The organism is Rhodopseudomonas pseudopalustris (genome assembly GCF_900110435.1).
Classification (GTDB): Bacteria; Pseudomonadota; Alphaproteobacteria; order Rhizobiales; family Xanthobacteraceae; genus Rhodopseudomonas; species Rhodopseudomonas pseudopalustris.
Window position 1 is genome coordinate 315,261 of record NZ_FODT01000006.1, and the last position, 15,665, is coordinate 330,925.

The following is a 15,665-nucleotide window of genomic DNA, read 5'->3' on the forward strand; positions in this document are numbered from 1 at the left end:
GCCGCTATTTCGCCGAAGCCGCTGCGAGCCCCAGCGCCTCCGCCATCACCCGGAACACATCGGTGTTTTCCATCGAACCGCGGACCCGGTCGCTGCCAGGCCCCGCCGCGGTCAGGATCACGTCCTCGCCGGAATGCACGCTGGCATTCATCATCGCCGGCAGATTGCCGAGCCGCAGCACCGCGCCGGGCACGCCCTTGTATTTCTCGTTGGCCTTGAAGGTGCCGGGCTTGTCGCCGGCTTCGGTCGGCTGGTTCGGGCCGTCGAGCTTCGGCCGCAGCGTCTCGTAGTGATCGGGCAGGCTGGCGGAAAAGATCGCGAGCCTGCGGCTGACGTCGACGCGGTCCGGATAGCCGTCCTTGTCGGGCGCCGGGTAGTTCGGAAACCCGGCGCTCTGATACACGCCGATCCGCTCGCGCAGCGGCGCATCCTCGCCCTCGGCGAGGTCGTCGCGCACGGTCCCGACCAGCGCGTTGGGATGGTTGTGATCGGCGACCACCAGGATCAGGGTGTCGTCGCCGCGTGCCCGGGCCCAGTCACGGGTCTGCCGCACCGCATTGTCGAGCATGATGGTGTCGTAGACCGCGCGCTCCATGTCGAGCGCGTGGGCGTATTTGTCGATCATCCCGGATTCGACCATCAGGAAGAAGCCGGCCTCGTTCTTCGACAAGATGTCGAGCGCGACCGCGACCTGTTCGGTCAGATCCGGCTGGTCCGGATTCTTCGCGACCCCACCGCCTTTGAGGAAGCGGCGGTCGAGCACGCCGTCCATGTTGCCGGACGCAAACAGGCCGAGCAGCTTGCCGGGACCAGCCTTGTCGGGACCAGCCTTGCCGGCCGCCGCGAGTTCTGTGGCGTTGGTGGCGACGCTGTAGCCGGCGTCGCGGAATTTCGACAGGTAGTCGAGATCGTCCTTGCGCTTGCCCTGCCCGCTCTTCGGCAGGAAATACGCGGCGCCGCCGCCCATCAGCACCTCGGGCTGCGCCGCGAAGAACTGCGCGACGATGTCGTCATAGGCGGTGCGGCGGCGGGTATGGGCGATCACCGCCGCAGGCGTTGCATCCTCGATCTCGGTATTGGTGACGATGCCGATCGACAGCCCGAGCCGCCGCTTCGCCAGCGAGGCCAGCGTCTCGACCTTGGGGTCGTCGAGCGGGCTCGCGGTACGGTCGGCATAGACGCCCATCGCATTGACGGCGGCCTTGTGGCCGGTGGCATAGGCGCTGGCGGCATTGGCAGAATCGGTGATGATCGAATCGCTGCCGGCGGTCGACACCAGCGCCATCTGCGGCATGTCGTCGATCGCGAGCTTGCCGCCGGCGCGGCCCTCGACGATGCCCTTCGACAACAGCCGCGCGGCGACGCGATGCGCCGGCGACAGGCCGTCGCCGATGAACAGGATGACGTTCTTCGCCCGCCGCGGCCCGGTGTCGTACACCGTCCAGCTCACGTTGCGGCGATCGGTACCGTCGCCGGCTTCGATCGTGTAGCGGCCGGGCTTGCTCAGCACCACGTCGCGCAGCAGCAGCGCCGATTGCGGGCGGCCGTCCTCGCGCGCGATCAGCTCCGGCATCTTCCCGAAGACGGCGGCTGCGTCCGCGCCGTCGACCGTGAGCGTCGCCTTGTCCGCAGTGACTTCGCCCGCGAACTCGACCTTGAGGTCGAATCTTGCGCCGGCGAGAATCTCGGCGCGATCGATCGGGTAGATCGTCTGCGCCGAGGCGGCCGAATTCAACACCAGCACGGCAACAAGGGTGGCGGCGAGACGCATCATGAGAACGCTCCGGATCGGACGCGGACGGTATGGACGACAAACGACAGTTCGATGACGTCGTTCACCACCGTCATTCCGGGGCGCGCGCAGCGCGAACCCGGAATCCCGAGCTGGTCTGCGTCGAACCGCGGGGAACCCTGAATCTCGGGATTCCGGGTTCGCCCGCAGCTTTGCTGCGTGCGCCCCGGAATGACGTTGAAGCGAATCGGCCGCCTCAGCCCTTGTCGTTCTCGAGCTTGGGGATATGCGAGCCCTCGCCGGCCGACAGCAAGCCGGCTTTGGCGAAGATATCCAGCTTGGCGCGCGTATCGGCGATGTCGAGGTTACGCATCGTCAGCTGGCCGATCCGGTCGCCCGGGGTGAACGGCGCGTCCTCGACCTTCTCCATGCTGAGCCGCTCCGGCGCATAGGTCAGATTGGGGCTTTCGGTATTCATGATCGAGTAGTCGTTGCCGCGGCGCAGCTCCAGCGTCACCTCGCCGGTGATGGCACGCGCTACCCAGCGCTGCGCGGTCTCGCGCAGCATCAGGGCCTGCGAATCGAACCAGCGGCCCTGATACAACAGCCGGCCGAGCCGCATCCCGCTGATCCGGTATTGCTCGATGGTGTCTTCATTGTGGATGCCGGTGACGAGCCGCTCATAGGCGACGTGCAGCAGCGCCATGCCCGGCGCCTCATAGATGCCGCGGCTCTTGGCCTCGATGATGCGGTTCTCGATCTGGTCGCTCATGCCGAGGCCATGACGGCCGCCGATCGCATTCGCCTCGAGGAACAGCGCGACGGGATCGGCAAAGCTCTGGCCGTTGAGCGCGACCGGCTGGCCTTCCTCAAACCTTACCGTGACGGTCTCGGCCTTGACGGCGCAGTCGTCGCGCCAGAACGGCACGCCCATGATCGGGTTGACGATCTTGATACCGCTGTCGAGGTGTTCGAGGTCCTTGGCCTCGTGGGTCGCACCCAACAGATTGCTGTCGGTGGAGTAAGCCTTTTCGGCGCTCATCTTGTAGGCGAAGCCATGGGCGGTCATGAACGCCGACATTTCGGCGCGGCCGCCGAGCTCGTCGATGAACTGCTGATCGAGCCACGGCTTGTAGATCCGCAACTCCGGATTGGTCAGCAGGCCGTAGCGATAGAACCGCTCGATATCGTTGCCCTTATAGGTCGAGCCGTCGCCCCAGATGTTGACGCCGTCTTCTTTCATCGCCGACACCAGCATGGTGCCGGTGACGGCGCGGCCGAGCGGGGTGGTGTTGAAATAGGCAATGCCGCCGGTCGAGACATGAAAGGCGCCTGACTGGATCGCCGCGATGCCTTCGTGCACGAGCTGGGAGCGGCAATCGACCAGGCGGGCCTTCTCGGCGCCGAACTCCATGGCCTTGCGCGGAATTTCGTCGTAGTCGGCCTCGTCGGGCTGCCCGAGATTCGCCGTATAGGCGAACACGCGGGCGCCTTTCTGCTTCATCCACAACAGCGCCGCGCTGGTATCGAGCCCGCCCGAGAAAGCGATGCCGACGTTTTCTCCTTTGGGCAGGCTTTTCAAGATCGTCGTCATCGAAATTCCAATCGGCTTAAGGGTTTGGCTGCGCGAATATCAAACTTCGCGGCCACGGGCACGCGCATAATGACGCCGAACGCCATGAATTCGCTCACGTGGCCGGCGCTTCGCCGACGTCGCGGCCGCGCCATTTCGAGCGCCGACGGTACAGCGGCCAGGCGAAGCGGGTCAGCGCCGCGTCGATCCGCTCATCGGTGAGCCGGGTCTTGCGCCAGCGATAGATGTAGCCGTGCATCAGCCAGATCGCCAGAAACGTCACCAGGCCGGCGATCGCCACGTCGGTGAAGAAATGGCCGCCGAACGCCATCCGCAGCACGCCAGTCGCGGTGCCGAAGGTGAAGGCGGCGGCATAGGCCAGCGGCCGCCACGGCGCCGGCGCCAGCGCCGCCGGCGCGAAGGTCCAATAGGCGGTGGCGGCCTCGCCGGAGAAGAACGAGCAGTTCTTCGGGCAGGCGCCGCGCGGGTCCCACCACGGCATGAATTGGTTGGCGCCGGCGAATTCGGTGACGAAGATCGGCCGCGGCCGGCCCCAATGGCTCTTGAAAGTAAGATTGGTGAGGATGCCGGCGGCGAGCGTCATGGTCACCACCAGAAACATCATGGTGCGGCCGCGAACCATCAGCGGCTTGTCCGGCCGCGCCAGCTTCACCAGCAGCGCGATGATCGACGGCGCGACGAACGCCCAAGCGATCCACATCGCCGCGTCGCGGGCGAAATTGGCAAAAGGCACCGCCTTCAGCGGGAAGCTGCGGGTGGCAGGGTCGAAGAACAGCCCGGCGAGCCACAGGTCGAGCTCGGGATAGAGCCCGAACAGCAATCCGACTGCGGCGAACAGCCCGAGCGCGATGATAAGTCCCGTACGGTTCATGGGCGGGGTTTATCCGAGGCGGCGGGGGATGAAAAGGCGGGCCGCCGCGAGCGGCCGGAGCTCCGGCTGCGGCCCGGCGCCTCAGGGCGACGGCGGAATTTGCGAAGGCGGCGAAGGCGGCTGCGGCGCCGGCGGAACGCCGGGATGCGGCAGTGAACGCCGCGGCGGATCGCGCCAGAGGCCGGCGTTGCGTCCGGCGATCAGCCAATACACCAGCCCGCCGATGATGCCGGCGCCGGTCATGATCTCGAGATGCCGCCGGACGATCCCGTCGAACTGCAGCGTCGCCGGATCGAACGGCACCAGGCCGAGATAGCAGGCGACCCCGACCGCAGCGCCGCCGATCGCATAGACCAGAGCACTGCGAATCGCGAAGGCTTCAGTCACCAGCACGACGATCAGCGCCGGCAACAGCGCGAAGCCCGATACGAAGATGAAGCCGAAGCCGAGCACGATGTTGAGCGCATCCGGATCGATCGGCGCGCCGGCGATATCGCTCAGCTCGGGAAACAGCATCGTGCCGACGATCACCAGCCCCGCCGCGAGGCTGGCGAACAGGAAGCCGAAAGCAATGGCGAACAGCCGGCCGATCAGCGCCATCAGATGTCGGCCTGCGACGATGGCTGCTGCGCCATCCGGGCTCGGGTCTCGCCTTCGAGTTCAGTCCGGATCGTCGCCAGCAACGGATCAACCCCGGTCTGTTTGACGCCGTAGCCAAGGTTGAAGGCGTAGTCGAAATCGGCCGGGTTCAGGCCCTGATTGTGCTGCAGAATGGTCTCCAGCTTGTCGAGCCCCTTGGCCAGCCGCGCCTCGAGCGAGCCGCCGGAATCGTAGTCCTGCCACAGCGCCAGGATTTCCGCGCGCCGCCTGGCGTCGAGCGGCTGCGTCAGGGCTTCGAGATCGGCCCGCTCCTGCGCCGCCTTGTCGGTGCCGTCCGATTGCGCCACCGCCGGAACATCGCCGTGCAACGCCTCGCCCAGATCATGGACGATGCAGATCTTCAGCAGCCGCGCCACGTCGATGTCGCCGAACGCATCGGCGAACAGCATCGCCATCAGGCACAGCCGCCAGGTGTGCTCAGCGGTGCTCTCCGGTCGCCCGGTGGAGGTGTGGCCGCTGCGCAGCACGCTCTTCAGACGCTCCGCCTCACGCAGGAATGTGAGCGCGCCCTTGATCTCGTGCGCCGGCATCATCCGGTCAATCCGTCATCGCCATCGCGCGCAACGCGTCGCGCTCGCGCACCGACAGCTTCTCGGTTTCCGATTTCAACTGGCCGCAGGCGGCCAGAATATCGCGGCCGCGCGGCGTTCGCACCGGCGACGAATAGCCGGCGTTGAAGATGTATTCGGAGAATTTCTCGATCTGGTCCCAGTCCGAGCATTCGTAGGCCGAGCCCGGCCACGGATTGAACGGGATCAAATTGATCTTGGCCGGGATGCCCTTCAGCAGTTGCACCAGCCGCCGCGCATCGTCGAGCGAGTCGTTCACGCCCTTCAGCATCACATATTCGAAGGTGATGCGGCGAGCGTTGGAGGCGCCGGGATAGTCGCGGCAGGCCTGCAGCAGCTCCTTGAGCGGATATTTGCGGTTGAGCGGCACCAGTTCGTCGCGCAATTCGTCGCGCACCGCGTGCAGCGAGATCGCCAGCATCACACCGATCTCCTCGCCGGTGCGGATGATGTTCGGCACCACGCCGGAGGTCGACAGCGTCACCCGCCGACGCGAAATGCCGATGCCCTCGTTGTCGGTCACGATCAGCAGCGCGTCGCGCACCGCCTCGAAATTGTACAGCGGCTCGCCCATCCCCATCATCACGATGTTGGTGACGAGGCGGTTGCCGTTCGGGGTCTCGCGGTCGACCCAATCATTGAGACGATCGCGCGCCACCATCACCTGGCCGATGATCTCGCCGGCGGTGAGGTTACGCACCAGCCGCTGGGTGCCGGTGTGGCAGAACGAGCAGTTCAGCGTGCAGCCGACCTGGCTGGACACGCATAGCGTGCCGCGGTCGGTCTCGGGAATGTAGACGCACTCGACCTCGTGCGCCTTCTGCACGTCGTCGCCGCTCGGCAGCCGCAGCAGCCATTTGCGGGTTCCGTCATTGGAAATCTGCTCGGCCACCACTTCGGGCCGGTCGACCGTGAAATGCTCCCCGAGCTGCGCCCGCATCTCCTTGGAGACGTTGGTCATTTCGGAAAAATCCCGGGCGCCGCGGAGATACATCCAGTTCCACAGCTGCTGCGCGCGCATCTTGCGCTGCGCCGGCGCGACGCCGATGTGGCCCAGTCTCTCGGCCAGTTCGGCGCGCGACAGCCCGATCAGCGACGGCTTGGCCGGCGGAACATAGGTTTCCAGCGGTGTTTTCTCGAGCTGAGCAGCAGCGGCAAGGGTCATGACATACCGGTTTCAGGCGGGCCGAATGCCCGCAGCAAGCAGAACATCCTCCTCCCGAGCAACGGCCGGCGGCCGCGTCTCGAAGGATGAGGAGGGTCTTCGGCCTCACGGTTCGAGGCGTCCGCCACGGCGGACTCCTCATCGTGAGGGACGAGCGCGGACGTCCGCGGCTCGAAAGCTCGTCTCAGATAAGCGTTTCCGACGGTTCTGCAAAGCCGCGAATCGCGGCTGGCGCCGGCCGAATCAGATGGCTCGACCTCAGCCGCCGCAGTTCTGCGCCACCTTGTCGAGCGCCTGCGCCAGGCCTTTCAGCGAAAACGTGTCGGCGGTGGCGGTTCCCTTGGCGGAGACGCCCTTGACGGTCACCTCCGGAGCCTTGCGCAGCGCTTCGACCAGCCGCTCTTCCTCGGCTGCGTTCTTGATCCAGATGCCGTCGCCCTGAGTATACATCGCGAAGGTCGCGCCGCCGACCTCCATGGTGGATTCCGAGCCGGGCTTCAGCGGGTAGCCGATCATCACCGAGACTTCGTTGACCACCTTCTCGGCAGGACGGGTCGAGATGAAGGCGTAGGCCGGATCGCGCGGCCGGTTTGCCGGCGTGGTCTTGGACGAGGACGGCTTGGCGAGAACGAAGCAGACCTTCTTGCCGTTCGGCGCCGCCATATAGGCGCCCCAAATGCCGAACTGGCCGATCAGGGTCGGCTCGGCGCCGACGCTCCCGGTCGACGCCGGCTTGGCGGCCGCGCCCTTCGACTCGGGCTTCGCCAGCGCGGCGCTGCCCGCGCCCCACACCATCGCCCCCGCAACTGCGGCAATCAGCATTCGCCTCGCGCTCATGGGCAAGTCTGGTCCCTCATTATTGTGACTGCAAAATGGCTTGCGCGATTCGCCTAATCACGCGACCCGGAATAGCCGGGATGGTCGATTCTGGAAAGGCGTCGGGCGGGACCATCGGAACCTGCAAGCGCCTCGCCGTGGCGCGCTCCGCATCACGGAATAAGCGCCTGCAAATCCTGCCATAACGACCGCCGCGCGCGCGCGCCGCAGGCCCGAAACCGATTGTCCCCACTGCGCAAATCCGGCAAGAAGTTCACAACTGTCTCGAGCCAGAAGGTCAGGTGAGCCGATGAAAGCCATTCTCTGCCAGCAATATTGCGGTCCCGACGATCTCGTTCTCGCCGACGTGCCCGATCCGGTCGCCGGCCCCGGCGAAGCGGTGATCGCAATCAAGGCGGCGGCGCTGAATTTCTTCGACATCCTGATGATTCAGGGCAAGTACCAGATCAAGCCGCCGTTTCCGTTCTCGCCGGGCGCGGAAGTCGCGGGCGTGATCGAGAGCATCGGCGACGGCGTCACCGATCTCAAGGTCGGCGACCGCGTGGTGGCGTCGTGCGGCCATAACGGCGCGCGCGAGAAGATCGCGCTGCCGGCCGCCTCGATCGTCAAGATTCCGGACAACCTCGACTACGACCGCGCCGCGGGCATCATCATTATCTACGGCACCGCGCTGCACGCACTGGAAGATCGCGCCAGCCCGAAGCCGGGCGAGACGCTGGCCGTGCTCGGCGCCGCCGGCGGCACCGGGCTTGCCGCCTGCGAACTCGGCAAGCTGATGGGTCTCAAGGTGATCGCCTGCGCCTCGTCGGACGAGAAGCTCGCATTCGCCAGGCAGCATGGCGCCGAGCTGACGCTGAACTACGCCAAGGAAGACCTGAAAGAGGGCCTGAAGAAGCTGACCGGCGGCAAGGGCGTCGACATCATCTTCGATCCGGTCGGCGGAACCTACGCCGAGGCCGCATTGCGCTCGATCGCCTGGGAAGGCCGCTTCCTGGTGATCGGTTTCGCCGCCGGCGACATTCCGAAGATGCCGCTCAACCTCGCACTGCTGAAAGGCTGCGACATCCGCGGCGTGTTCTGGGGGGCGTGGACGCGGCTGAACGCGGCCAAAAACCGCGCCAATCTCGAGAAACTGGTGCAATGGACCGCGGAGGGCAAGATCTCCTCCCATGTCGACCGCACCTTCCCCCTGGCGCAAACCGCCGACGCGCTGAAAGTGCTCGGCGGCCGCCAGGCGATGGGCAAGGTGATCTTGCATCCGTAATCGGCGGCGCGTGATCTTCGGAGGGCGGGTGACGCTCTGAGCGTTGGAGCGTTTTCGAGCGAAGTGGAAACCGGTTCGCGTGAAGAAAACGCGTCAGACCAAAAAGTGAGAGCTCCGGTTCTGATTCTTTCAGAACCGGAAAAGCTCTAGCCCGCCCTGCGGCCTCCGCGCTACGCCGGCGTCAGCACCGGCGCGATGACAGCGGCTTGTCGAACGCCTGCGGCTGAGGCCGGCCGGCTCAGCAATCCCGGCAGCAGCGCTTCGGCGGCATTTGCGCCGGAGATCACCACCGCCTCGACGCCGGCGCCGCTATTGCCGCCGCCGGCGATCACCAGATTGCGCAGCGGCGACTTCGATCCCTTCAACTGTCCCGCTCTCGACATCCCGTAGATCGAGCCGGCGCTGGCCCAGTCGTAGCGGGCATAGGTGACCGGGCTTGCATCGGTCCGATAGACGATATGCTGCGACAGGCCGGGGATCACCGTTTCGGCGGCGGCGACCATCCGGTCCCCAAGTTCTTCCTTGCGCCGCAGATACGCCTCCGAACGCCGCCACTCCTTCCAGTCGTTGCCGCCGCCCTGGTCTGGAAACCAGCTTTGCGCCTCCGCGTGCGGCACCAAGGCGATCAGCGACAGGATCGAATGGCCGGCCGGCGCGGCGGAGGGATCGAGCTTCGACATCATCGCAATGCCGAGCTTCATCGGCGCGTGCAGATGCGTCGATGGACGAAGCTCCGGCACGAAATCGACGCCGAGATGCACGCTGAAACAGGAATTCGCCGGCGCCGCTTTGGCGAGATCGTCGCAATAGCCGCGCGGCAGCGCATCCGGCGGCGCCAGTTCGAGCAGCGTGCGCTTCATGTCGGCATTCGAGATCACCGCCCGGGCGCGCACCGTGTCGCCATTGGCCAGCACCACCCCGCTGGCGCGGCCGTTCTCGACCAGGATCTGCTTGACCGCCGTCTTCAGCCGGACCACGCCGCCGCGCGCCGCGATCGCGTCGACCAGCGCGTCGGCGACGACGCCTGAGCCGCCGCGCGGATAGGAGCCGCCATGGAAGTAGTAGCCGAAGATCGGCACCATCCGTGCACAGCTCGGCGGCTCGCTGCCGTCGCCGATATAGCTGGACAACGCATTGATGAATCCCACGGCACTGGGGTCACTGACATGCGCCGCGACGAGGTCGGCGAATGGCCTGTCCATCCATTTGTAGGCGTGCGGATGCGCGCGCGGAAAGGCGAGCAACTCGTCGATCGTCGCCGGCGATCCGGGAACGCCGCCGCGGCTCGCGGCGGTTGAAAACATGTCGTCGAAGATCGCCTTGATCTCGTCGAACAGTGTTGCGATGCCGCCGGCGCTGTCGGGAAATTTCTTGCCGAGCACGGCGACATAGTCCCGCCAGTCCGGCGGCACGTCGATCGCGCCGCCCGCCAGATGGAAGCTGTGGGTCACCCGCTCCCACTGCAGCCGGTCCGCGACGCCGAGCCGTTGCAGCAGGCTGTTGAACGGTCCGCCCGGATGAACGCCGGAGAAGTCATGCGGCCCGGCGTCGAAGCGATACACCACCGGTCTGTTGCGATGATGCGCCTTGCGCAGATAGCTGTGGCAGTAGCCGCCGGCGACGACGTGCTGGTCGAATACTTTGACCTTCAGGCCCGCGTCGGCGAGCAATGCGGCCGCCGTCAACCCGCCGATGCCGGCGCCGATCACCGTGACGTCGCAATCGGCGCCGTCGTCCGCGGTGTCTTGCTTGGCGAAGGACGGCGCCGGCCAGCGGAAGGTTTCCTGCGAGGCCGCCAGCCGCTGCAGCACCAAGCGGATCGCGAGTTTCGGCCCGAAGATCGAGATCAGCGCGCCGGCCGTGACGATCGCGGTGATCACTTCGCCCGGCGCGTCGGAATAGCGGCAGGCGGCGATCGCGCCGAACAGCACCGCCCACAACGCGGTGATCGCGGCGTTGATGACGAAGAATTGCGGCGTGCCGGCATTGTCCGGATAGGCGGCGCGGGCATAGTCCGCGGTCCACGGACGGCACGCCAGCAGGCTGAGCGCGCTGATCGCGGACAGGCCGGCGAAGGACAGCCACAGCGCGTTGGATGCAACCAGATCGGGGGCTGCGATCAGCAATCCGGCAAGGCCGAGAAACAGCACGAGGCCGCCGGCTTCGAGCACGAACAATTCGCCCCGATAGGCGCGCCAGCCATTGCCGATCAGCGACAGCAACAGCCCCGCGCCGATCGCCCAGTCCGGGTGATGCGTTGCAAGCAGCGCCCAGAACAGCGCGAACGGCGCCAGCACCAGTTTCACCGTCAGGAAGGTCTGCATCGTTGCCTCCGGGCTGATCATGGACCCTGGCCCTGAAGCCTTGGCGACGCCGCAACATTGACGCCGGGCCACGTTTCGGTACCATCGGGTACCGAATTTATAGCAAGATCGGTACTGAATGGTACCGGAATCTCAAGACCTGTGACAACAATGCCTAATGATCTGATTGAACAAGAAAAAAAATCCGCCGACCCGCGGCGGGCGGCGATCCTGGAGGCGGCCTTCGAGATCTTCGTCGAGAAGGGCTTCGAGGCTGCGACCACCGCCGAGATCGTCCGCCGGGCGCGGACCTCGAAACGGACGCTGTACGAATTCTTCGCCAGCAAGCAGGACATTCTGACGGCGCTGATCCGCTACGGCAGCCTCAAGATGCAGCCCTCGCCCGACCTGCCGGCGCCGCAGGATCGTGAGCAGTTCCTCACCACGATCCAGCAGTTCGGCGCCACGTTTCTCGCCGAGTTTCTGCATCCGGAGCGGATGGCGATGTATCGGCTGGCGATCGCCGAAGGCGGCCGCGGCGACGGCGCGGTGGCGCGCGAACTCGACGCCAGCGGCCGGCTGCCGGTGGTGCTGGGCGTGACCCGGTTTTTCGATCAGGCGGCGGCGCGCGGCATCCTGCGCCGCGACGACATGGCGATGCTGATCAACGTGTTCTTCTCGGTGCTGATCGGAATCAGTCCGCTGCAGACGTTGCTCGGCACCGAGCGGCCGCTCACGCCGGAGGCCATTGCCGAAAAGGCCGCGATGGCGACCCGCGTGCTGCGTCGGATGATGGAGACGGAGTGAGGCGCAGACCGAAGCCGAGCCGTCAGGCTTGTTCCTCGAGGCCCCGCCGCATCGCAGTTCGGGCGGCTTCGCGATGCGTCGGCGTGATGTTGCTCGCCACCATGCGGATCGCGGTGGCGAGGATCGCCGCGTCGTCGGTGAAGCCGAGGATCGGCAGGATGTCCGGCATGAAATCGAACGGCAGCACGAAATAGGCGATGGCGCCGAGCAGCGCGACCTGGACGTGCCGCGGTGTCTGGTGATCGAACGCGCAATAATAGGCGGCGAGGATGTCCTCGGCGAACGGCAGATGCACCGCCACCCGCTTGATCTTGTGCCAGAACCGCCGGCGCAGCGTCTCGGGATCCTGCGCGAGCTTGTCGGCAGGCTCGAAACCCACACTATGTTCTGTCGTCATCGGAACTCCTCCGCCGCTGCGGAATGCAGTCGTCGATCCATGCAGATTTGGGGATTTGCCGGCCCCGCCGCAAGCTTCGCCGGGCGTCAGGCGGCGCCGAATTGCCGTGCGATCGCGTCCATTGCGCTCGCGAGGTCGATGTCGCGGCGGGTGACGCCGCCCGCGTCATGGGTCGTCAGCACCACCTCGACGGTCTTGTAGACGTTGCGCCATTCGGGATGGTGGTCGTTCTTCTCGGCGACCAGCGCCGCGCGGGTCATGAAGCCGAACGCCTCGTTGAAGTCCTTGAAGGTGAAAATGCGGGCGATCGCCTCGCGGCCATTCACCTCGCTCCAGCCAGGCACGCCCTGCAGCGCCTTGTGCCGTTCCGCCGCCGCCAATCGCTCGACCATGGTGGTTCTCCTCACGTCAAATTTATCGACCCGCGCCGCTGCGCGCCGAACTCGGCCACAAAGTGCGAGCCAGATCGTTTTTCGCCCGCCGTTCACCATATCGGGATGGAACAGCGAAACGAAAAGTCTCGGGCAGTCTCGGAACTGCTAATAAGGGGTTCTGACCGGGGATGGATTTCAAGCGATTGTTCACCCGGTCGATGGACGAGCCCGAGCGCGTGGACCCGTTGCTGCACAATTCTCCGCGCCCGGTGCGCCGGAGAATGACCCTGGTCTCGCTGGCCGCCATCTTGGCGCTGATCGGCGCGGTGAGCGCTGCCTATTACTTCGCGATGCGGCCGGCGACGTTGAAGATTGCGGTCGGGCCGCAAGGCGGCGACGATCTGCGGCTGATTCAGGCGTTGGCGCAGGCGTTTCACCGGGATCGCAACAATGTCCGGATGCGCCCGGTCGTCACCGACGGGCCGGCGGCGAGCGCGTCGGCGATCCGAACCGACGCCGCCGATCTCGCCGTTATCCGCGGTGACCTGCCGGTGCCGCGAAACGCTCGCTCGGTGGCGGTGCTGCACAAGAACGTCGCGGTGCTGTGGGCGCCGGGCAAGCCTGCAGGCGGCAAGCGCAAGAAGGCCGTCCCGGGACTCACCGGCATCACCCAATTGGTCGGCAAGCGCGTCGGCGTGATCGGCCGCACCGAGGCCAATGCCGGACTGCTCAGGGTGATCCTGCAGCAATACGGCGTCGATCCGACCAAGGTCGAGAGCATCCAGCTCACCACCGCCGACGTCGCCGATGCGGCGCAGAACCGCAAGGTCGACGCCTTCATCGCCGCCGGCCCGCTGAACAGCAAGGTGATCAGCGAGGCGCTGGCCGCCACCGCGCATGGCGGGGCCGAGCCGGTGTTTCTCGGAATCGATTCGGCGGAGGCGCTCGCCGCCAATCATCCGTCCTACGAATCCGCCGCGATCCCGGCAGGCGCGTTCGGCGGCGCTCCGGCGCGACCGGACAGCGAGATCAAGACCATCAGCTTCTCGCACTACATCGTCGCGCGTGAGGGCGCGTCCGACAGCACGATCGCCACCTTCACGCAGCAGCTGTTCACGGCGCGGCAGAACGTGATTTCGGAGAATCCGCTCGCGGCGATGATCGAAACTCCGGACACCGACAAGGATGCGGTGATCCCGGTGCAGGCCGGCGCCGCCGCCTATGTCGACGGCGAGGAACGCAGCTTCCTCGATCGCTACGGCGATCTGATCTGGTTCTCGCTGATCGGATTGTCGGCGACGGGCTCGCTCGGCGCGTGGTTCGCCAGCTATCTGCGCAAGGACGAGCGTAACACCAACGTCTCGCAGCGCGACCGGCTGCTCGACATGCTGGCCGCGGCGCGGCGCTGCGATGTTTCCGACGAACTCGACGCGATGCAGACCGAAGCGGACGCCATCCTGCGCGATACGCTGACCTGCTACGAGAACGGCGCGATCGACAGCGCGTCGCTGACCGCCTTCAGCATCGCGCTGGAGCAGTTCCACAACGCGGTGGTCGATCGCAGGATCCTGCTGTCGACGATCCCGCCGGCGCCGCCGATTGTTCGCCCGGCGCGGCCGCAGGTAGTGTGAGAACTGGCGCGGTCAGCCGCGCACGAGCCGCCGCCAGCCGATCACGACGCCGCTGATCGACACCACCAGCCCCGCCAGCGACAAGCCGATCACCACGATGTCCCACGCCGGCCGGTGCGCCAGCAGCAGCGGGAAGTCGAAACTGTGCAGCGCGTTGAACAGCCAGCGCCGGACGCGCAAGCCGCGATCGCTGCGCCCGAGAATCTCACCGCTGAGGGGATCGAGGTGAAACCAGGTTTCCGCGACGTCGTCGAAGCCGACGCGCAGCACCGGCAGCACCCGCTGAAGATGATGCGCGTACCAATAGACGTCGGGCTGATCGAGCCGCTGCTGCAGCGTCATCGTCGCCTCGGGCAAGAGCTGCGCCGCGGCGGCGAAGATCCGGTCCTGCGACAGCGTCCGCGATGCACCGCTGGTCGGATCGACCACGCTCTGCGATCCGGCACGATGCGCCAGCAGCATCAGCGGTGCGCCGCCGACCCAGATGAAGCGCGCCTCCACCACGCCCGGCCGATCGCGGGAGGGAAGCGCCGCCGCGACGGTCGGCGCATCGTGGCCGGCATAGCGCTGCAACGCCTCGCGGGCGTCGCCGCGCCGCGTGAACAGATCAAACGGATTGAGCGACAGCCAGCCGCTGAACATCCAGGTCAGCACCACCACGCCGGCGACGAGGCCGGTGAGATGATGCCACGCCATCCAGCCGCGATACGGCGTGATCCGACCCGCCGCATAGCGGCGGCGCAGGCCGGCGCGCAACAGACCGATCCAGATCCCGCTGACGGCGACCAGACCGCAGATCCCCGAAGTCCCGATCACCACCTGCCGCCACAGCGGCGCGTCCTGGCGTAACGCGGTGAAATAGATCCAGTGCGGGATCGCGCCGAGCCAGTTCCAGACCCGCTCGTGCCGCGTGGTGTCGAGCACGATCTCGCCGCTCCGCTGCGAGACGTAAAGCTCGGTGCCGGCGTCGTTGCCGAGCCCGATCAGGAACATCGGCCGCAACGGATCGAACCGCGCGGTCACGCTCCATTGGTCGCGCTCGACGACGCCGAGCAGACGCGGCGCGACGGCGGCGGGATGAGATCGCGCCACCGCCAGAGCCTGTTCGGCGGTGATGTCGCCGAGGACGCGGCCATCGACGGCGGAGATCGCCTGCCGCCGCCCGTCCGCGCCGAGCAGCCGGTACACCGGCTCATCGTTCTGCATCACCAGACGCAATTCGCGCGGATAGCGTTTCAGCTCCGCCGCCGCCATCGCCTGATCGGGGGCGAGCCGGACCTTGCTCAAGGCAAGGTCCGGCAGCGACGCCCAGCGCTCCCGCGTGTCGAAGCTCGGGAACGCGACATACATCATCACCACGCCGGACACGAACCAGATCGCGAACAGCACGCAGCTCGCGATCCCGAGCCAGCGGTGGCCGAGATACAGCCACCGCTTCAGCCGCCGAACGACGCGACGCAT

14 protein-coding genes are annotated in these 15,665 nt (G+C 66.4%); 3 read left to right on the plus strand and 11 right to left on the minus strand.

Annotation, left to right across the window (positions count from 1 at the left end; translation table 11 throughout):
• Positions 1-4: 4 nt before the first annotated feature.
• From BMY71_RS14330 to BMY71_RS14360, 7 genes are all read right to left on the minus strand, one after another.
• The gene (locus BMY71_RS14330) at positions 5-1,774 is read right to left on the minus strand and encodes an alkaline phosphatase (protein WP_092684532.1); all 1,770 of its coding nucleotides are present in this window, start codon (positions 1,772-1,774) and stop codon (positions 5-7) included.
• A gap of 214 nt (positions 1,775-1,988) precedes the next feature.
• Positions 1,989-3,326: an argininosuccinate synthase gene (gene argG, locus BMY71_RS14335; protein WP_092684534.1), complete on the minus strand. Its 1,338-nt coding sequence runs from the start codon at positions 3,324-3,326 to the stop codon at positions 1,989-1,991.
• Between the two features lie 94 nt (positions 3,327-3,420).
• The gene (locus BMY71_RS14340) at positions 3,421-4,197 is read right to left on the minus strand and encodes a phosphatase PAP2 family protein (RefSeq protein ID WP_011501137.1); all 777 of its coding nucleotides are present in this window, start codon (positions 4,195-4,197) and stop codon (positions 3,421-3,423) included.
• A gap of 81 nt (positions 4,198-4,278) precedes the next feature.
• Positions 4,279-4,797, minus strand: coding sequence for a hypothetical protein (locus tag BMY71_RS14345; protein ID WP_011501136.1), 519 nt, complete (start codon positions 4,795-4,797; stop codon positions 4,279-4,281).
• Positions 4,797-5,390 carry an HD domain-containing protein gene (locus BMY71_RS14350; RefSeq protein WP_092684536.1) on the minus strand — a complete coding sequence of 198 codons (594 nt, stop codon included), beginning with the start codon at positions 5,388-5,390 and terminating at the stop codon, positions 4,797-4,799. Before BMY71_RS14350 ends, BMY71_RS14345 begins: the two co-directional genes overlap by 1 nt.
• 4 nt (positions 5,391-5,394) lie before the next feature.
• Positions 5,395-6,591: a dual-specificity RNA methyltransferase RlmN gene (rlmN, locus tag BMY71_RS14355; RefSeq protein ID WP_092684538.1), complete on the minus strand. Its 1,197-nt coding sequence runs from the start codon at positions 6,589-6,591 to the stop codon at positions 5,395-5,397.
• Between the two features lie 258 nt (positions 6,592-6,849).
• A complete protein-coding gene (locus BMY71_RS14360; protein ID WP_244526057.1) occupies positions 6,850-7,413 on the minus strand; it encodes an invasion associated locus B family protein in 564 nt (187 codons plus the stop codon).
• Positions 7,414-7,717: 304 nt separating this feature from the next.
• Between BMY71_RS14360 and BMY71_RS14365 the strand changes: the two genes are divergently transcribed.
• Positions 7,718-8,692 (plus strand): NADPH:quinone oxidoreductase family protein, encoded by a 975-nt coding sequence (locus BMY71_RS14365; protein ID WP_011501132.1) that lies wholly within the window; start codon positions 7,718-7,720, stop codon positions 8,690-8,692.
• Positions 8,693-8,862: 170 nt separating this feature from the next.
• On the opposite strand, the gene BMY71_RS14370 is transcribed toward BMY71_RS14365, so the two are convergent.
• Positions 8,863-11,016, minus strand: coding sequence for a phytoene desaturase family protein (locus BMY71_RS14370; RefSeq protein WP_092684626.1), 2,154 nt, complete (start codon positions 11,014-11,016; stop codon positions 8,863-8,865).
• Positions 11,017-11,166: 150 nt separating this feature from the next.
• Here BMY71_RS14370 and BMY71_RS14375 point away from each other — a divergent pair, with 150 nt between their 5' ends.
• On the plus strand, positions 11,167-11,802 hold the full coding sequence (locus tag BMY71_RS14375) for a TetR/AcrR family transcriptional regulator (RefSeq protein WP_244526058.1): 636 nt from the start codon (positions 11,167-11,169) through the stop codon (positions 11,800-11,802).
• Between the two features lie 22 nt (positions 11,803-11,824).
• On the opposite strand, the gene BMY71_RS14380 is transcribed toward BMY71_RS14375, so the two are convergent.
• A complete protein-coding gene (locus BMY71_RS14380) occupies positions 11,825-12,199 on the minus strand; it encodes a YkvA family protein (protein ID WP_092684542.1) in 375 nt (124 codons plus the stop codon).
• 86 nt (positions 12,200-12,285) lie between these two features.
• Positions 12,286-12,591 (minus strand): 4a-hydroxytetrahydrobiopterin dehydratase, encoded by a 306-nt coding sequence (locus BMY71_RS14385; RefSeq protein WP_092684544.1) that lies wholly within the window; start codon positions 12,589-12,591, stop codon positions 12,286-12,288.
• A 170-nt stretch (positions 12,592-12,761) separates the two neighbouring features.
• Between BMY71_RS14385 and BMY71_RS14390 the strand changes: the two genes are divergently transcribed.
• Positions 12,762-14,204 carry a TAXI family TRAP transporter solute-binding subunit gene (locus BMY71_RS14390; RefSeq protein WP_092684546.1) on the plus strand — a complete coding sequence of 481 codons (1,443 nt, stop codon included), beginning with the start codon at positions 12,762-12,764 and terminating at the stop codon, positions 14,202-14,204.
• 12 nt (positions 14,205-14,216) lie between these two features.
• Here the strand turns inward: BMY71_RS14390 and BMY71_RS14395 are convergent, their stop codons facing one another.
• Positions 14,217-15,665 (minus strand): PepSY domain-containing protein, encoded by a 1,449-nt coding sequence (locus tag BMY71_RS14395; protein WP_092684548.1) that lies wholly within the window; start codon positions 15,663-15,665, stop codon positions 14,217-14,219.